Raw genomic sequence first — 17,738 nt, forward strand, 5'->3', positions numbered from 1 at the left:
CTCAGCGCTGTGCTTCATTTATAGTGGCAGCTCGATTGCAGTCATTGTGTGGCTCGCTGTGACGCGCAGGATTTAATGCGCGGCAAATGACGCACCAAATATCTCTTACGTGTAGGCAAGTTCTGATAGACTTGCCGCCGAGTTGTCCCCCGGTTTGCGGGACTGCTTCACAATCACCAGATGGGGATTTAACGGATGAAACTGAAAAACACCTTGGGCTTGGCCATTGGTTCTCTTATTGCTGCCACTTCGTTCGGCGCTCTGGCACAAGGCCAAGGCGCAGTTGAAATCGAAGGCTTCGCTAAGAAAGAAATGTTCGATAGCGCTCGTGACTTCAAGAACAACGGCAACCTGTTCGGCGGTTCGATCGGTTACTTCCTGACCGACGACGTTGAACTGCGTCTGGCCTACGACGAAGTGCACAACGCACGTGCCGAAGATGGCCGTAACATCAAGGGCTCCAACACTGCTCTGGATGCTCTGTACCACTTCAACAACCCGGGCGACATGCTGCGTCCATACGTATCGGCTGGTTTCTCCGACCAGAGCATCGGTCAGAACGGTTCCGGTGGTCGTAACGGTTCCACCTTCGCCAACGTTGGCGGCGGTGCCAAGCTGTACTTCACCGACAACTTCTACGCCCGTGCTGGCGTTGAAGCTCAATACAACATCGACCAGGGCGACACCGAGTGGGCTCCAAGCGTCGGTATCGGTGTGAACTTCGGTGGCGGCTCCAAGCCTGCTGCTGCTCCAGTTCCAGCACCAGCTGAAGTCTGCGCTGACAGCGACAACGATGGCGTTTGCGACAACGTTGACAAGTGCCCGGACACCCCAGCCAACGTAACTGTTGACGCTGATGGCTGCCCAGCAGTTGCTGAAGTTGTTCGTGTTGAGCTGGACGTGAAGTTCGACTTCGACAAGTCGGTAGTCAAGCCTAACAGCTACGGCGACATCAAAAACCTGGCTGACTTCATGAAGCAGTACCCATCCACCACTACTACTGTTGAAGGTCACACTGACTCCGTCGGTCCTGACGCTTACAACCAGAAACTGTCCGAGCGTCGTGCAAACGCCGTTAAGCAAGTTCTGACCAACCAGTACGGTGTTGAATCGTCCCGCGTTCAGTCTGTTGGCTACGGCGAATCCCGCCCAGTTGCTGACAACAAAACTGAAGCTGGTCGCGCTGTAAACCGTCGCGTAGAAGCGCAGGTTGAAGCTAGCGCTAAGTAATTAGCTCGCAGCTCTGGAAAAGCCCGGCTTAGGCCGGGCTTTTCTTTGTCTGCGATTTGGGTTTCAGCGAGGTTTTGGCGGTGTTCCGAAAAGATCGCAGCCTGCGGCAGCTCCTACAGGGCTAAATGCCAAATCCATGTAGGAGCTGCCGCAGGCTGCGATCTTTTGATCCTTACAAGGATAAACACCGAGCCAATGCAGGAGCTGCCGCAGGTTGCGATCTTTTGATCTCATCGCAGGCCGCCACAGCACCGATCACGAGGATCGCCGGGCTTTTGAGCTGGAAGTCACAGGCATCGTTTTCCATGGCTGCCAAGTCGCTCCGACATTCCCGTTGATGCGGCAGGGAAGCATTTTCGATCATCGCCACAGGCGTATCGGCAGCCATTCCGCCGGCCAGCAGTTGCTCACGAATTTCACTGAGCTTCGCCACGCCCATATAAATCACCAGTGTTGTGCCCCCTTGTGCCAGGGCCTGCCAGTTCAGGCTGCTGTCATCCTGAGTGTGTGCGGTGACCAGTGTCACACCACGCGCGACACCCCTCAGCGTCAGCGGAATATCGCATTGGGTCGCACCGGCAAGGCCAGCGGTGATGCCATTGACCAGTTCAACCTCGACGCCACGCTCACGCAGCCACTGCGCTTCCTCACCGCCGCGCCCGAAGATGCACGGATCACCACCCTTGAGCCGCACCACGCATTTGCCGTGACGGGTATAACGCAACATCAGGCGATGAATGAAGGCTTGAGGTGTGGAGCGACAGCCACCGCGTTTACCCACAGGAATGATTCGCGCGTTCGGGCAATGCTCCAGCACCGCCTCATTGACCAGATCGTCGATCAGCACCACGTCCGCTTCGCGCAACGCTCGAACCGCCTTGAGGGTCAGCAATTCAGGGTCGCCAGGACCCGCACCCACCAGCCAGACTTTTGCGCTCATAGTGTTTTCCTCACGAGATGACGGCGACTGGCTGCGCGGTGGCGGCCAGCAAACGCTTGATTTCCGGGACGCAGGAGCCGCATTGCGTGCCACAACCCAGTTCTTGTTTCAAACCCTGCAAATCCAGGCCACGGCCAATGCCGGCACACACCGCGTTCTGGCTGACGTTCATGCAGTTGCACAGGGTTTTGGTGCCCGATGCCGGACCGCCAGCGCTGCCCGGTGGCGCACTCAAAGGCGCCAGCAGCCAACGGCGTAGCTGTTCGTCGGCGCGACCTTCGAGCCACAGACTTTGCAGCCAGTGTTGGGCCAGCGTTTCACCGGCCAGGCGAATCGCGGTGATCCGGCCGTTTTCGATGCGTACCCGTTTGCCGATCGAGCGCCGAGGATCGTCGTAGGCCAATACCGGGCCGTCGTTGAGCCCCAGGTATTGATCGATATCACGTAACAGCTGTGGCTCTGGCGCGGTGGCGCTGGCGGCGCGTATCAGCAGTGCAGGGCGTTCACGGCCGGTAAGACTGAGGCTTGCGTAGGAAAACGCCTCGCAGAGCGGTCGCAGCGTCTCTAAGTGCTGTTGAACATCACCCTCTATCAGGGCGAAAAGCTGCCAAGGCAATTGCACAGGCTCGAGTCGCACACCGCTGTGTTTGAGTTCCGGTTGTTTCGACAATGGGTCGAAGGCGGGAAGGGTGAGGGTATTCACGCCGCCCTTGAGAAAGCGGTCGCCCCAGTGCATCGGCATGAATGCCTGGCCCGGACGTACGCTGTCATCGCTGCTGACCGGCACGATCACCGAGCCCCGGCGACTTTTCAGATTGATCAGATCGCCCGGTTGCAGGCGATGCCGACGCAGTTCATCCGGGTGCAGGCTCAACACGGCTTCACTGACATGGCCGAATAGCTGCGCGGCGGTGCCGGTGCGGCTCATGCCGTGCCATTGATCGCGCAGGCGGCCGGTGATCAGGGTCAGCGGGAAGCGCGCATCGCGTTGTTCCTTGGCGGCGCGATACGGGTCGGTGATGAACTGTGCACGCCCGCTGGCGGTCGGGAAAACTCCGTCGAGATACAGCCGCGCCGTGCCTTCGCGGGCCCCGGCGGGGAAGGGCCATTGCTGCGGGCCGAGCTGGTCGATCAGCGCATGGCTGATTCCGGAGAGGTCGAGGTCGCGGCCGCGAGTCAGGTGTTTGTATTCGTCGAAGACCTGCGCCGGGGTTTCAAAGGCAAACAGGCTGGTGGCTCCAGGGCGCAGATGTTTTTCCAGGCGCTGTGCGAAATCCATGGTGATCGACCAGTCGGGCCGTGCTTCACCGGGTGCGCCGATAGCCTGACGGACGTGGGAAATGCGCCGTTCGGAGTTGGTGACCGTGCCGTCCTTTTCACCCCAACTGGCGGCGGGCAACAGCAGGTCGGCGAACGCGGCGGTTTCGGTGGTGCGAAAGGCTTCCTGCAACACCACGAACGGACAGGCTTGCAGTGCCTCGCGCACAGCGGTCTGGTCCGGCAGCGACTGTGCAGGGTTAGTGCAGGCGATCCACAGGGCTTTGATCTTGCCGCTGCGCATCTGCTCGAACAGTTCGATGGCCGTCAGTCCGGTGTTCGCGGGCAGTTGATCAACGCCCCAGTAGTCAGCCACTTGCGCGCGGTGTTCGGCATTGGCCGCTTCGCGATGGCCTGGCAGCAGGTTCGACAAACTGCCGGTTTCCCGGCCGCCCATGGCATTTGGCTGACCAGTCAGCGAGAAAGGTCCTGCACCGGGCCGGCCGATTTGCCCGGTAGCCAGGTGCAGGTTGATCAACGCGCTGTTCTTCGCGCTGCCGGCAGTGGACTGATTCAGCCCCATGCACCACAGCGACAGAAAGCTCGGCGAAGTGCCGACCCATTGCGCGCATTGATGCAGTTGCTCGACGCTGATGCCGCAGAGTTGCGACGCCATTGTCGGGGTGTAATCACGCACCAGGTTTTTCAGCTCGGCCAGGCCTTCGGTGTGGGCCTTGATGAAGTCGCGGTCGACCCAGTCTTCCCACAGCAACAGGTGCAAAATCCCATGGAACAAGGCGACATCGGTGCCAGGCAGAATCGCCAAATGCATGTCAGCCAAATCGCAGGTGTCGGTGCGCCGTGGGTCGATGACGATGACTTTCATCTGTGGGCGGCGGGATTTCGCTTCTTCCAGGCGACGAAACAGGACCGGGTGGGCGTAGGCCATGTTGCTGCCGACGATCATCACGCAGTCGCTCAATTCCAGGTCTTCGTAGTTGCAGGGCGGGGCGTCGGCGCCGAGGCTGCGCTTGTAGCCGACCACGGCTGAAGACATGCACAGCCGTGAATTACTGTCGATGTTGTTGGTGCCCACCAGCGCTCGCGCCAGTTTGTTGAAGGCGTAGTAATCCTCGGTCAGCAACTGCCCGGAGATATAGAACGCAACGCTGTCCGGGCCATGCTCGGCGATGGTTTCGGCGAAGACGTTGGCGGCGTGATCGAGGGCAGTGTCCCAGTCGGTGCGGCTGCGGGCCAGGCCTTTGCCCAAGCGCAGTTCCGGGTACAACGCCCGTGCCGTCAGGTCGCCAGTCAGGTGCAGGGTCGAACCTTTACTGCACAACTTGCCGAAGTTGGCCGGGTGTGCCGGATCGCCGCTGACGCCGAGGATGCGCTCGCCGTCGTGCTCGATCAGCACACCACAGCCGACCCCGCAGTAGCAGCAGGTGGAGGCGGTGATCTGGTTCATCAGCTTGCTTCCCGCAGGGCCAGCAGCACCCGGCCATTCTCGACCCGTGCCGAATGATGGTGGGCGCAGCCAATATCAGGGGCCTGGGCCTCGCCGGTTTCCAGGTCGATCTGCCAGTTGTGCAGCGGGCAGGCCACTCGTTTGCCATAGATCAAACCCTGGGACAGCGGCCCGCCCTTGTGCGGGCAGCGATCGTCGAGGGCGAAAACCTCATCGTCACTCGTACGAAAAATCGCGATGTCGCCTTTCGGGCCCGCGATGATCCGCGAGCCAAGGGTGTTGATCTCTTCCAGTGCGCAGATATCCAGCCAGTTCATGCCTGCACCTCCAGGTTCTTCACGGGAATGACCTCGAATTCTTTTTTCAGCAGCGGCTGTTCGAGGCGTTCCTTCCAGGGATCCTGCTCGAACGACAGGGAAAATTGCAGGCGATCATTCAATGCCTTGCGCCGTTCCGGGTCTTCCAGCACGGCTTTCTTGATGTGTTCCATACCGACCCGTTGCAGGTAGTGCACGGTGCGCTCAAGGTAGAAGGCTTCTTCGCGATACAGCTGCAGGAACGCGCCGTTGTACTCGCGCACTTCTTCGGCGGTTTTCAGTTTGACGAAGAATTCCGCGACTTCGGTTTTGATCCCGCCGTTGCCACCGATGTACATCTCCCAGCCGGAATCCACGCCGATAATTCCGACGTCTTTGATCCCCGCTTCCGAGCAGTTGCGTGGGCAACCGGAGACGGCCAGTTTCACTTTGTGCGGCGACCACATGTTGAACAGGTCGTGCTCAAGCTCGATGCCCAGTTGCGTGGAGTTCTGGGTGCCGAAGCGGCAGAACTCGCTGCCGACACAGGTTTTTACCGTGCGGATGGATTTGCCGTAGGCGTGACCGGACGGCATGTCCAGGTCTTTCCAGACGCCTGGCAGGTCCTGCTTTTTGATCCCCAGCAAGTCGATGCGCTGGCCGCCGGTGACCTTGACCATCGGCACGTTGTACTTGTCGGCCACGTCGGCAATGCGCCGCAGCTCTGAAGGATTGGTCACACCGCCCCACATCCGCGGGACTACAGAGTAAGTGCCGTCTTTCTGAATGTTGGCGTGGGCGCGTTCGTTGATCAGGCGCGATTGTGGATCGTCCTTGGCTTCGCCCGGCCAAGTGGAAATCAGGTAGTAGTTGAGCGCCGGACGGCACGTGGCGCAACCGTTCGGGGTGCGCCAGTTCAAGTAGCTCATAGTGCCGGCGATGGTCAGCAGGTGCTGGTCGCGGATGGCCTGGCGGATTTGCCCGTGATTGAGGTCACTGCAACCGCAGATGGCTTTCTCGCTTTTCGGCTTGACGTCCGCCGCACCGCCCACGGTGTTGATCAGGATCTGCTCGACGAGGCCGGCGCAGGAGCCGCAAGAACTGGCAGCTTTGGTATGTTTTTTCACGTCATCGACGCTGAACAGGCCATGTTCCTGGATGGCCTTGACGATGGTGCCTTTGCACACGCCATTGCAGCCGCAGACTTCGGCGGTGTCGGCCATGCTCATGGCTTTGTCCTGGCCCTGGTGTCCTACGTCGCCCAAGGCGTTTTCGCCGAACATCAGGTGATCGCGGATCTCGCCGATGGCGTGGTTCTCACGGATCTGCCGGAAATACCAACCGCCATCTGCCGTATCGCCGTACAGACAAGCCCCGACCAGCACGTCATCCTTGATCACCAGTTTTTTGTAGACCCCACCGATCGGGTCGGAGAGGGTGATGGTCTCGGTGCCTTCGCCGCCCATGAAGTCGCCGGCGGAAAACAGGTCGATGCCGGTGACTTTCAATTTGGTCGACGTCACCGAGCCCTTGTAGGTGGCGAAACCCAGTTGGGCGAGGTGGTTGGCGCACACCTTGGCCTGTTCGAACAGCGGCGCGACCAGGCCGTAGGCGATGCCACGGTGGCTGGCGCATTCGCCGATGGCGTAGACCCGTGGGTCGTAGGTTTGCAGGGTGTCGTTGACCAGAATCCCGCGGCTGCACGGGATGCCGGATTTTTCCGCGAGCTCGGTGTTGGGACGAATACCAGCGGCCATCACCACCAGATCGGCCGGGATGATGTCGCCGTTCTTGAACTCAACCGAGCCGACCCGGCCATTGCCGGCATCGTGCAGGGCCTGGGTCTGTTCGCACAGGCGGAAATGCAGGCCTCGGGCTTCCAGGGCGGTTTGCAGGAGTTGGCCGCTGGTTTTGTCCAGTTGCCGTTCCAGCAGCCATTCGCCGATGTGCACCACGGTGACGTGCATGCCGCGCAGCATCAGGCCGTTGGCGGCTTCAAGGCCCAGCAGGCCGCCGCCGATGACTACGGCGTGCTTGTGGGTCTTGGCGGTGTCGATCATCGCCTGGGTGTCGGCAATGTCGCGGTAGCCGATCACGCCCTGCAAGGTGTTGCCGGGGATTGGCAGGATGAACGGGGTCGAACCGGTGGCAATCAGCAGGCGGTCGTATTCGGCCTCGGTGCCGTCTTCGGCGATGACCCGACGTTTGACCCGGTCGATCTCCACCACTTTACGGTTGAGCAGCAGCTTGATGTTGTTTTCCAGGTACCAGTCCAGGTCGTTGAGCACGATCTCTTCGAAGGTCTGTTCGCCAGCCAATACGGGCGACAGCAGGATGCGGTTGTAGTTGGTATGGGGTTCGGCGCCGAAGACCGTGATGTCGTACAGCTCATTACTCAGCTTGAGCAGTTCTTCCAGGGTACGAACCCCGGCCATGCCGTTGCCGATCATCACTAATTTTAGTTTTTTCATCAGGTTCTCCGGGGAGCTCGGGCCTGCCTCATCAGGGCATTCAGGCCTTGCTCGACAAAATTTTGCGCAAACAAAAAAAGGCGTCCCGCTAGTTAACTAGCGAGGACGCCTTTGTCCTTGTCCCGTTCTCTCGGGCAGCGCAGCCTTCTACGTTGAAGGTTGGGCTTTATGTATGTTGGGAAAGGTAATGCAGTGGTTGTGCCAAGTCGCACAAATGCGGAATTTATGGGCTCTCAGCACGGGAGGAGGGTGTTTGTGTGCACCGGTTCAATGCGCTATGCCCGGTTTTGAAGCAGAAAAGTCAAAAGATCGCAGCCTACGGCAGCTCCCGCAGGAGATCGTGGGCACCCGTAGGAGCTGCCGCAGGCTGCGATCTTTTGATCTTTTGGGTGAAGTGAAAAACTCAACCATGAAACAGCAAAAACAGCAGCACCAGATTCACCAGCAACGACACAAGCGCCAACGTCCGCCAGACTTTCAGCGGTTCGCGCTCCAGCAACGGTCTGGGGCGCACGCTCAAACTGCGACGTTCTCCCTGTTCCAGTAGCAATAACCATTCTTCCGCCGTTTCAAAGCGCTGATCCGGAGCTGCCGCCACCGCGCGCTCCAGACTTTGCGCAATCCAATCCGGCAGGTCGGGCCGGTAGCGACTGGCGCTGACAGGCATACCAAACCGAGGGCGCTGGAATGCTTCGATTTCGCCGTAGGGATAATGCCCGGTCAGCAGGTAATACAAGGTCACGCCGACCGCATACAAATCCTGCTGTGGTGTAGGAGGATCACCTCGAAAAGCTTCCGGCGCGATATAGCTGGGTGTTCCGGGTAGTGCGCAGGCTTGATCTTCGGACAGCCCGGGGCAGTAGGCGAGGCCGAAATCCAGCAGGCGCAGCTCACCGTCGTCCCCCAGCAGCAGGTTCTCCGGTTTGATATCGCGATGCAGAATTTGCCGTCGATGCAATATGCCGATGGCCCGCAGCAGGCGTTCGGCCAGGTCCAGCCATTGAGCCAATGGCAGCGTTGCGACACGCTCATGCAGCTCAGCCAAGGTCGACCCGCAATATTCCCGCATCACGTAGTACAAATGCTGACGCTGACTGGCGGCATGGACTTCAGGGAAGTGCCGCCCGGCCACACGCTTGAGAAACCATTCCTCCGACAACAACGCCTGCCCGGCCTGGTGATCGTCACGGAGCGCACTGGGCAAGGTTTTCAGCAGCCAGGGCTGTTGTTGTGCGTCGCGCACCCGGTAGAGCAGCGATTGTTGGCTCTGGCCGAGGATCCCTTCGACCTGCCAGCCTTCGAAAGTCTGGCCCGGTTTCAGCGCAGGCGGGAGCGGCCATTGCTGCAGATGAATCAGCGCGTCGCCAATGCTGGTTTCACCGAGGGCATCGACCCGCACCAACAGGGCGCTGGCGTTGTCCTGACTGCCGGCCAGATGTGCAGCGTTGACCAGGGTCTGCGCGGCACTGTTCAGGTCGGGTTGATCGCGCAGAATCGCCGCAATGGCCGTGTCGCCCAGCACGGCCCAGATGCCGTCGCTGAGCAGCACGAAACTCTCGTTCAGGCGCAGTTCACCATCGAGAAAGTCCAGCACCAGGTGTTGATCCAGCCCAAGGGCCCGTTTGAGCACATGCTGCATGCCCGGCTGGTCCCAGACGTGATCCTCACTCACCCGTTGCAGTGTGTCTGCGTGCCAGCGATAAACCCGGCAATCGCCGACATGCGCCAGGGTGAAACGCCGGCCGCGCATCACCAAGGCACTGACCGTGGTGAGCAGCGGTTGCCCGCCGCCGTTCGCCTGCAACCAGCGGTTTTGCGCCAGTAGCAGACGGTCCAATGCCTGGGCGACACCCCAGGTTTCCGGGGTGGCGTAGTAGTCCAGCGCCAAGGCCTGCAAGGTCGAACGGGCTGCGAGCCCGCCATCGGCACATTGGCTGACGCCGTCGGCGATGGCGAACAGGTAACCCTTGCTTGCCGCCAGCGCCGGGGCCGGAGTGACCAGGCGCACAGCGTCCTGGTTCTCCTCGCGGGGGCCGATGGCGCTGTGTTCGGCGAAGCTCAGTTGCAGGCTCATTCAGTCCTCACACCCGTGCTGCGGTAACGGCTGCCGAACCCCAAGTGGTTCTCCAGCGACGTTTCACACCATGCAGACCAAACCAGGCGAGTACGCCGAGGCTGGCGAACAACCACAAGGCCATTTGATAGCTGCCGGTGCTTTGCTTGATCGCGCCCATGCCGGCCGCCAGTGCGAAGCCACCGATGCCGCCGGCCATGCCAATCAGGCCGGTCATCACACCGATCTCCCGACGAAAACGCTGCGGGACCAACTGGAATACCGCACCGTTTCCTGCACCCAAACCGAGCATAGTGCAGACGAAAAGCGCCAACGCGGCGTAGGAGCTCGGCAGATTGAAACCTACCGTTGCAATGCAGATCGCTGCCACGGTGTACATCGCCAGCAGGGTGCGAATCCCGCCGAAGCGATCCGCCAGCGCGCCACCCAACGGACGCATCAGGCTGCCACCGAACACACAAGCAGCAGTGTAGTAGCCGGCAGTCACCGGGCTCAGGCCGTACTGGTCGTTGAAGTAGCCGGGCAGGGCGCTGGCCAGACCGATGAAACCGCCGAAGGTTACGCTGTAGAAAAACATGAACCACCAGCTGTCGCGATCACCCAGGGCCTTGAAATAGTCAGACACGGACTTGGCTTTCGGGCGCTCGGGTGCATTTTTGGCCAGCCAGGTGAAGACGATCAGGGTCAGGATCAGCGGGATCAGGGCGAATCCGAACACGTTGCTCCAGCCAAATGCGGCGGCCAGCACCGGAGCGATCAAGGCGGCCAGCACGGTGCCCGAGTTACCGGCACCGGCGATGCCCATGGCTTTGCCTTGGTGCTGCGGCGGATACCATTGCGAGGCCAACGGCAGGGCGACGGCGAAGGACGCACCGGCCATGCCGAGGAACAGACCCAGCAACAGCGCTTGCTCGTAACTGTGGATGCCGACTTTCCAGGCGACGAACAGGGCGCAGATGACGATCACCTGGCCGATTATCCCGGCGGTTTTTGGCGAAAGGCGATCAGCCAGCAGGCCCATCGCAAAGCGCAATACGGCCCCGGCCAGAATCGGCGTGGCCACCACCAGCCCGCGCTGTTGGGTGGTCAGGTGCAGATCAGCGGCGATCTGCACCGCCAGAGGGCCGAGCAGGTACCAGACCATGAAGCTCAGATCGAAATAGAGGAAGGCTGCGAACAGTGTCGGGGTATGGCCGGATTTCCAGAAGCTTGAATTCATCGCGCACCTCAGCTGTCAGGCGTATCAAGAAGGAGTCATGAGCTTGCGGGTGGGGCGCCGCTACGGCCGCACCACCGGCCCCGGTCTCTGGGGCCAAAACGAAAAAACGCCGCTACCCGATCCGCCAGGGGGCGAATGAGGTGAGCGACGTCTTCGTCGTAGGTGGGGCAACCGCCGTTGGTTACCTTGCGGTGATTACCTAGCGAGATCTGTGCCAACTGTTTGAGACCGAGTTGCGGCCAATCGCGAGCAGGCCCTGACAGGCACCGCAATACCTCAGCCAAGCAGTTCACTCATGGCAATAATCTGCTCCGCCACCTGTATCAGCTTCTGCTGGCGGCTCATGGCTTGGCGGCGCATCAGGGTGTAGGCCTCTTCTTCGTTGCAGTCCTTCATCTTCATCAGCAGCCCCTTGGCCAGCTCGATGCGCTTGCGCTCGGCCAGTTGCTGGTCGCGAGCGTGCAGTTGCGCGCGCAGGGCCTGGTCGCTTTCAAAGCGCGCCATGGCCACGTCGAGAATCGGCTGCAAGCGTTGTGCGTGAATGCCTTCGACGATGTAGGCACTGACGCCGGACTTGATTGCGCGGCGCATCACGTCGGGGTCGTGCTCGTCGGTGAACATCACAATCGGCCGTGGTTGGTCACGGGTCACCAGCACCACTTGCTCCATCACATCGCGGCTCGGTGACTCGGTATCGATCAGGATCACGTCCGGACGCACCGTTTCGACGCGCGCGGGCAGGTCAATGGTCAGGCCGGACTCGTCGATGACCTCGAACCCGGCTTCGGTCAGAGCCGCCTTCAGACGCCCGACTTTTTTCGCTGTGTCATTGATCAGCAGGATACGCAACATATTCGCAGGCTCCTGTCAGCGGCTGGCGAGAAGGGGAGCGCTGTCGCTCATGGCGTGCAGCGTGAAGCTGCGGGCATAGCCGGCCGGGTCCGAGCCGTCCCAGACTTTGCCGTCGATCAATTGACTGTTGCGCATTTCCTGGCTCCGGGCGGGCACGCCGACAGCGGTGGCGGCCTCACGGTATAAGTCTAGTTGCTGGACCTGACGGGCCACGCCGAGGTAATCCGGGTCGTCACGCAACAAACCCCAGCGACGGAACTGGGTCATGAACCACATACCGTCGGACAAATACGGAAAATTGACCTCGCCACCACCGTGAAAACGCATGGCGTGCGGGTCTTGCCAGCGATTGCCCAGACCGTCGGCGTAGTCACCGAGCAAGCGTGGTTCGATGCAGTCGAGCGGTGCATCCAGATACTCAGGCGCACTCAACAGTTGCGCGGTGCTGCGGCGATTTTCGTGGCTGGCTTCGATGAATCGGCTGGCTTCGAGGATCGCCATCACCAATGCCCGTGCGGTGTTGGGGTATTGCTCGACAAAGGTGCGGGTGCAGCCGAGGACTTTTTCCGGGTGATCGGGCCACAGGGTCTGGCTGGTGGCCATCGTAAACCCGAGATTCTGCTGCACCGCACTGGCCGCCCACGGCTCGCCGACGCAGAAACCGTCGATGCGCCCGGCTTGCAGGTGCGCGACCATTTGCGGCGGCGGCACCACCACACTGTCGACATCCTGCAACGGATGAATGCCCTGGCTCGCGAGCCAGTAATACAGCCACATGGCGTGGGTGCCCGTGGGAAAAGTCTGAGCGAAGGTCAGTTTTGGGCGACTTTGGTGCACGTGCCGGTCCAGTGCTTCAGGACTGGTCACGCCCAAGGCCTGCAAGCCGTGGGAAAGGTTGATACTTTGGCCGTTCTGGTTCAGGCCCATGAGCACGGCCATGTCGGTGGAGGCTACGCCGCCGATGCCCAGGTGCACGGCGTAGATCAGGCCGTACAGGCTGTGGGCGGCGTCGAGTTCGCCGCTGACCAGTTTGTCTCGCAGGTTGGCCCAGGATGATTGGCGCTTGAGGTTCAGGGTCAGGCCGTAGGGTTGGGCAAAGCCCTGAGTGGCGGCGACCACCACTGAGGCGCAGTCGCTCAGGGCCATGAAGCCGAGGTTGATTTCAGTCTTTTCCGGGGCATCGCTGCCGTTGACCCAGGCCAGTGGGCCGGCTGATGGTTCGTTCATCGATTTCGCACCTTCCAAAAAAAAGCGTCGTCCCAAGGCCTTTGCGTGGGCAAAGCCGGGTGACGACGCCATTGTCCTTCCACTCATCCCGCCGTTGGCATGAGTGCTGATGCCTGTGATTGGTGCAAGGCATATGCCATCGCCGGCTGATTTTGTTGCGCGCCTCGCCTGTGGACCCGATGCACGGCTATAATCGCCGCCTCTCATCGCCAACCGAGTCAAGCCTGCCCATGTACACCCTGGCCCGTCAGCTGCTGTTCAAACTTTCCCCGGAAACCTCCCACGATCTGTCCCTGGACCTGATCGGCGCGGGCGGGCGTTTGGGCCTTAACGGCTTGCTGTGCAAGGCACCGGCGAAACTGCCGGTAACGGTCATGGGCCTGGAGTTCCCGAACCCGGTGGGTTTGGCGGCCGGTCTGGACAAGAACGGCGCGGCGATCGATGGTTTTGCCCAATTGGGTTTCGGCTTCGTCGAAATCGGCACCATCACGCCGCGTCCGCAACCGGGTAATCCGAAACCGCGGATTTTCCGCTTGCCGGACGCCGAGGCGATCATCAACCGCATGGGTTTCAATAACCTCGGCGTCGATCACTTGCTCGCTCGCGTCGCGGCGGCCAAGTACAAGGGCGTACTGGGCATCAACATCGGCAAGAATTTCGATACGCCGGTTGAGCGTGCGGTCGATGACTACCTGATCTGCCTGGACAAGGTCTATGCCCACGCCAGCTACGTGACGGTCAACGTCAGTTCGCCGAACACCCCGGGCCTGCGCAGCCTGCAATTCGGTGATTCGCTCAAGCAATTGCTCGCCGACCTGGCCACCCGCCGGGCGGAGCTGGCCCTGCGCCACGGCAAGCATGTACCGCTGGCGATCAAGATCGCGCCGGACATGACTGATGAAGAAACCATTCAAGTCGCTCAAGCGTTGATCGAAACCGGGATGGACGCGGTGATTGCCACCAACACCACCCTGAGCCGCGTTGGCGTCGAAGGCATGGAGCATGGTGACGAGGCGGGCGGGTTGTCCGGCGCGCCGGTTCGCGACAAGAGCACTCACACCGTTAAAGTGCTGGCGGCGGAATTGGCCGGTCGTCTGCCGATCATCGCCGTAGGCGGCATCACTGAAGGCAAGCACGCGGCTGAGAAAATTGCCGCGGGTGCGAGCCTGGTGCAGATTTACTCTGGCTTTATCTATAAAGGCCCGGCGCTGATTCGTGAATCGGTGGATGCCATCGCCGCGCTGCGCTAAATCCCTGGGTAGGAGACTTGTGGCGAGGGCTTTTGTGGCGAGGGGGCTTGCCCCCGTTCGGCTGCGAAGCAGTCGTAAACCCTGTGTCCGTGTTCTCGCTGATTCACCGCGTCGTCTGGTTTTGGGGCCGCTTCGCAGCCCAACGGGGGCAAGCCCCCTCGCCACAATTGTTTCTTCGCTGAATTTGGATCAGGCATAAAAAAGGGCTCCTCGAAGGAGCCCCTGGGCCGAAGCCCGCCGTCCGGATGGGACGTGCGTGGTTAAGTCATTACGTAATCAGATTGTCGTGTCGGAGTGTGTGCCCTGTATTAGCCGACGGCGTGAAGTTCGTTGAGTCTGTGGATTCCCGCAGTGCCGGTCATACCGTCCCAGTTGTCGCCGCGTCCTTCTCGCCAGCCATTGATCCAGGCTTGGCGTACCGACGGTAGAGTAAAAGGGCAAAGCTCACGGGATTTACCACCAACGCCATATTGATATCCGCGCAAAAATGCTCTTTCCAACGGATCACGCTTAAGTCTTCTCATAGGGTGTTGCCCTCACTTGTTGACTGTATTTATCGCGTCGACCTCAATCGAGGTCAGGCAGAAAAATTCTGCCGTTGGTGGCTCGCTGCCGGCGTCGCGAGCCAAGGTGTTGACGCCGTTGCGACGTCAACCTGAGTTGAGTTCTAACCAATGCGTCACATCGAGGGAATGATCGTTTTGTCATAAGAACGTAACCATAAAGATGCTATGGCCATAAGTAACACGATATTTGTCCCGTGTTTGTTGGCCAAAGCCCGGTATGATCGGCCCTGCGCGGGATGAGAGGGTTGAGGCCTTTAACGAGAATGACACCCGTTCACTTGGGGACTATTCGACGAAGGGTCGACTTATGACATTTTGTTGCATCAACTTTTTTATCTGCCCTGGCATCTAAGCTCTTTTAACCCGAGCAGTCAGGGTGGGACGGCACACCTTCGTGCCACGCGGGCGTTCTGTTAGAAAAACGCCTGATTGAAAACCGGATCGGCAATGCGTTGCCGGTTCACTTAGCTAAAGGCTCTGGAATTACCATGTCCGATCGTTTCGAACTCTTCCTCACTTGCCCCAAAGGCCTTGAAGGCCTGCTCATCGAGGAAGCCGTCGGGCTTGGCCTTGAGGACGCACGTGAGCACACCTCGGCTGTGCGCGGCATGGCCACCATGGAAACCGCCTATCGCCTGTGCCTGTGGTCGCGTCTGGCGAACCGGGTGCTGCTGGTGCTCAAGCGCTTCCCGATGAAGGACGCCGAAGACCTCTACCACGGCGTGCTGGATATCGAGTGGCAAGACCACATGCTCAACGATGGCACCCTGGCCGTCGAATTCAGCGGTCACGGTTCGGGCATTGATAACACGCACTTCGGCGCCTTGAAGGTCAAGGATGCGATCGTCGATAAACTGCGCACCCCCCAGGGCGATCGTCCGTCCATCGACAAGCTCAACCCGGACCTGCGCATTCACCTGCGCCTGGACCGTGGCGAAGCGATTTTGTCTCTCGACCTTTCCGGCCATAGCTTGCACCAGCGCGGTTACCGCTTGCAGCAGGGCGCGGCGCCGCTGAAGGAAAACCTCGCGGCGGCGATTCTGATCCGTTCCGGCTGGCCACGGATTGCCGCCGATGGTGGCGCACTGGCTGACCCGATGTGCGGTGTCGGTACGTTCCTGGTCGAAGCCGCGATGATCGCCGCCGACATGGCGCCGAACCTGCGTCGTGAGCAGTGGGGCTTCACCGCCTGGCTCGGTCACGTGCCGGCGCTGTGGAAAAAACTTCACGAAGAAGCCACCGAACGCGCCGCAGCTGGCCTGGCCAGGCCACCGCTGTGGATTCGCGGTTACGAAGCTGACCCGCGCCTGATTCAACCGGGCCGCAATAACGTCGAACGTGCCGGCCTGAGCGAGTGGATCAAGATCTACCAGGGCGAAGTCGCGACGTTCGAGCCGCGGCCGGACCAGAACCAGAAAGGCCTGGTGATCTGCAACCCTCCGTACGGCGAGCGTCTGGGCGATGAGGCGAGCCTGCTCTACCTCTACCAGAACCTCGGCGAACGTCTGCGTCAGGCATGCTTGAACTGGGAAGCGGCGGTGTTCACCGGCGCCCCGGACCTGGGCAAGCGCATGGGCATCCGCAGCCACAAACAGTATTCGTTCTGGAACGGCGCCTTGCCGTGCAAATTGCTACTGATCAAGGTCACGCCGGATCAGTTTGTCACCGGCGAGCGTCGCACTCCGGAACAGCGCCAGATCGAGCGCGAACAGGCCGAGTCCGATGCACCGTCGAACATCGAAGCGCCGGGCAAGTACGAGAAGTACAACAAGAACGGCAACCCGATCAAGCCGGCCCCGGTGGTGATCGAGCAACCGCGCTTGAGCGAAGGCGGGCAGATGTTTGCCAACCGTCTGCAAAAAAACCTCAAGGCCCTCGGTAAGTGGGTCAAGCGTGAAGGTATCGACTGCTACCGCGTCTACGATGCCGACATGCCGGAATATTCCATGGCCATCGACCTGTATCACGACTGGGTCCACGTTCAGGAATACGCTGCACCGAAATCCATCGATCCGGAAAAAGCCTCGGCACGGATGTTCGATGCCCTGGCGGCGATCCCGCAGGCGCTGAACATCGACAAGAACCGCGTGGTGGTCAAACGTCGCGAGCGTCAGAGCGGCACCAAGCAGTACGAACGCCAGAGCGCACAGGGCAAGTTCAATGAGGTCAACGAAGGTGGCGTGAAGCTGCTGGTGAACCTCACCGACTACCTCGACACCGGGCTGTTCCTCGACCACCGGCCGATGCGCATGCGAATCCAGAAAGAGGCGGCCGGCAAGCGCTTCCTCAACCTGTATTGCTACACCGCGACCGCCAGCGTTCATGCAGCCAAGGGCGGTGCGCGCAGCACCACCAGCGTCGACCTGTCGAAAACCTATCTGGATTGGGCGCGTCGCAACCTGTCGCTGAACGGTTTTTCCGACAAAAACCGTCTGGAACAGGGCGATGTGATGGTCTGGCTCGATGCCTGCCGTGACGAGTACGACCTGATCTTCATCGACCCGCCGACCTTCTCCAACTCCAAGCGCATGGAAGGGATCTTCGACGTGCAGCGTGATCAGGTGCAGTTGATCGACTTGGCGATGGCACGTCTGGCGCCGGGTGGGGTGTTGTACTTCTCCAACAACTTCCGCAAGTTCACGCTTGAGGAAAACCTCACCGAGCGTTATGCCGTTGAAGAAATCACCACCCAGACCATCGATCCGGATTTTGCCCGTAATGGCAAGATCCACCGTGCGTGGAAGATCACTGCTCGCTGACACTTGAGCCTGATTGGATCCAGAGCCTTGATTTTTAAAGGCTCTTGGGTTCTTTCAGTGCTGGTCAAATTAGTGGCTAATAGCTATAACTCAATGCATGGCCAATGGGCTTTTCCGGCACCTGGCGTT

At 60.3% G+C, this 17,738-nt stretch carries 12 protein-coding genes; 3 read left to right on the plus strand and 9 right to left on the minus strand.

The window, feature by feature from the left end:
• Window positions 1-195 precede the first annotated feature (195 nt).
• Window positions 196-1,230, plus strand: a complete 1,035-nt coding sequence (locus ACQKPC_RS16265) for an OmpA family protein (RefSeq protein ID WP_427625520.1) — start codon at window positions 196-198, stop codon at window positions 1,228-1,230.
• A gap of 172 nt (window positions 1,231-1,402) precedes the next feature.
• Here ACQKPC_RS16265 and cobA read toward each other — a convergent pair whose 3' ends face one another.
• The 8 genes from cobA to ACQKPC_RS16305 all read right to left on the minus strand — a co-directional run bounded on the left by cobA (window position 1,403) and on the right by ACQKPC_RS16305 (window position 13,034).
• Window positions 1,403-2,170 carry a uroporphyrinogen-III C-methyltransferase gene (gene cobA / locus ACQKPC_RS16270; protein WP_008074090.1) on the minus strand — a complete coding sequence of 256 codons (768 nt, stop codon included), beginning with the start codon at window positions 2,168-2,170 and terminating at the stop codon, window positions 1,403-1,405.
• A gap of 10 nt (window positions 2,171-2,180) precedes the next feature.
• Entirely contained in the window at window positions 2,181-4,895 is a 2,715-nt protein-coding gene (locus ACQKPC_RS16275) for a molybdopterin-dependent oxidoreductase (RefSeq protein ID WP_427625521.1), read from the minus strand.
• Complete coding sequence (gene nirD, locus ACQKPC_RS16280) at window positions 4,895-5,212, minus strand: nitrite reductase small subunit NirD (RefSeq protein WP_007902067.1); 318 nt, start codon at window positions 5,210-5,212, stop codon at window positions 4,895-4,897. The genes ACQKPC_RS16275 and nirD overlap by 1 nt, the downstream gene beginning before the upstream one ends.
• Window positions 5,209-7,662: a nitrite reductase large subunit NirB gene (gene nirB / locus ACQKPC_RS16285; protein WP_063343014.1), complete on the minus strand. Its 2,454-nt coding sequence runs from the start codon at window positions 7,660-7,662 to the stop codon at window positions 5,209-5,211. The genes nirD and nirB overlap by 4 nt, the downstream gene beginning before the upstream one ends.
• 403 nt (window positions 7,663-8,065) lie before the next feature.
• Entirely contained in the window at window positions 8,066-9,736 is a 1,671-nt protein-coding gene (locus ACQKPC_RS16290; RefSeq protein WP_427625522.1) for a protein kinase domain-containing protein, read from the minus strand.
• A gap of 7 nt (window positions 9,737-9,743) precedes the next feature.
• Window positions 9,744-10,955 carry a nitrate/nitrite transporter gene (locus tag ACQKPC_RS16295; protein ID WP_427625523.1) on the minus strand — a complete coding sequence of 404 codons (1,212 nt, stop codon included), beginning with the start codon at window positions 10,953-10,955 and terminating at the stop codon, window positions 9,744-9,746.
• A gap of 276 nt (window positions 10,956-11,231) precedes the next feature.
• Window positions 11,232-11,807 carry an ANTAR domain-containing response regulator gene (locus ACQKPC_RS16300; RefSeq protein WP_008006986.1) on the minus strand — a complete coding sequence of 192 codons (576 nt, stop codon included), beginning with the start codon at window positions 11,805-11,807 and terminating at the stop codon, window positions 11,232-11,234.
• A gap of 15 nt (window positions 11,808-11,822) precedes the next feature.
• Window positions 11,823-13,034 carry a CmpA/NrtA family ABC transporter substrate-binding protein gene (locus ACQKPC_RS16305; protein ID WP_427625524.1) on the minus strand — a complete coding sequence of 404 codons (1,212 nt, stop codon included), beginning with the start codon at window positions 13,032-13,034 and terminating at the stop codon, window positions 11,823-11,825.
• A 230-nt stretch (window positions 13,035-13,264) separates the two neighbouring features.
• Here ACQKPC_RS16305 and ACQKPC_RS16310 point away from each other — a divergent pair, with 230 nt between their 5' ends.
• Window positions 13,265-14,284: a quinone-dependent dihydroorotate dehydrogenase gene (locus tag ACQKPC_RS16310; protein ID WP_427625525.1), complete on the plus strand. Its 1,020-nt coding sequence runs from the start codon at window positions 13,265-13,267 to the stop codon at window positions 14,282-14,284.
• Window positions 14,285-14,592: 308 nt separating this feature from the next.
• Here the strand turns inward: ACQKPC_RS16310 and rmf are convergent, their stop codons facing one another.
• Window positions 14,593-14,808: a ribosome modulation factor gene (rmf, locus tag ACQKPC_RS16315; RefSeq protein ID WP_003223300.1), complete on the minus strand. Its 216-nt coding sequence runs from the start codon at window positions 14,806-14,808 to the stop codon at window positions 14,593-14,595.
• A 530-nt stretch (window positions 14,809-15,338) separates the two neighbouring features.
• Between rmf and rlmKL the strand changes: the two genes are divergently transcribed.
• On the plus strand, window positions 15,339-17,609 hold the full coding sequence (gene rlmKL, locus ACQKPC_RS16320) for a bifunctional 23S rRNA (guanine(2069)-N(7))-methyltransferase RlmK/23S rRNA (guanine(2445)-N(2))-methyltransferase RlmL (protein WP_427625526.1): 2,271 nt from the start codon (window positions 15,339-15,341) through the stop codon (window positions 17,607-17,609).
• Window positions 17,610-17,738: the final 129 nt, after the last annotated feature.

Source organism: Pseudomonas sp. NPDC089918, from assembly GCF_050280605.1.
In the GTDB taxonomy this organism is placed as follows: Bacteria; Pseudomonadota; Gammaproteobacteria; order Pseudomonadales; family Pseudomonadaceae; genus Aquipseudomonas.

Excerpts from the sequence above, each read along its gene's own strand:
- nirB (WP_063343014.1), bottom strand. The coding sequence starts at position 7,662 with ATGAAAAAACTAAAATTAGTGATGATCGGCAACGGCATGGCCGGGGTT.
- rmf (WP_003223300.1), bottom strand. The coding sequence starts at position 14,808 with ATGAGAAGACTTAAGCGTGATCCGTTGGAAAGAGCATTTTTGCGCGGA.
- ACQKPC_RS16310 (WP_427625525.1), top strand. The coding sequence starts at position 13,265 with ATGTACACCCTGGCCCGTCAGCTGCTGTTCAAACTTTCCCCGGAAACC.
- ACQKPC_RS16290 (WP_427625522.1), bottom strand. The coding sequence starts at position 9,736 with ATGAGCCTGCAACTGAGCTTCGCCGAACACAGCGCCATCGGCCCCCGC.
- cobA (WP_008074090.1), bottom strand. The coding sequence starts at position 2,170 with ATGAGCGCAAAAGTCTGGCTGGTGGGTGCGGGTCCTGGCGACCCTGAA.
- ACQKPC_RS16305 (WP_427625524.1), bottom strand. The coding sequence starts at position 13,034 with ATGAACGAACCATCAGCCGGCCCACTGGCCTGGGTCAACGGCAGCGAT.
- ACQKPC_RS16300 (WP_008006986.1), bottom strand. The coding sequence starts at position 11,807 with ATGTTGCGTATCCTGCTGATCAATGACACAGCGAAAAAAGTCGGGCGT.
- ACQKPC_RS16265 (WP_427625520.1), top strand. The coding sequence starts at position 196 with ATGAAACTGAAAAACACCTTGGGCTTGGCCATTGGTTCTCTTATTGCT.
- rlmKL (WP_427625526.1), top strand. The coding sequence starts at position 15,339 with ATGTCCGATCGTTTCGAACTCTTCCTCACTTGCCCCAAAGGCCTTGAA.
- ACQKPC_RS16295 (WP_427625523.1), bottom strand. The coding sequence starts at position 10,955 with ATGAATTCAAGCTTCTGGAAATCCGGCCATACCCCGACACTGTTCGCA.
- nirD (WP_007902067.1), bottom strand. The coding sequence starts at position 5,212 with ATGAACTGGCTGGATATCTGCGCACTGGAAGAGATCAACACCCTTGGC.
- ACQKPC_RS16275 (WP_427625521.1), bottom strand. The coding sequence starts at position 4,895 with ATGAACCAGATCACCGCCTCCACCTGCTGCTACTGCGGGGTCGGCTGT.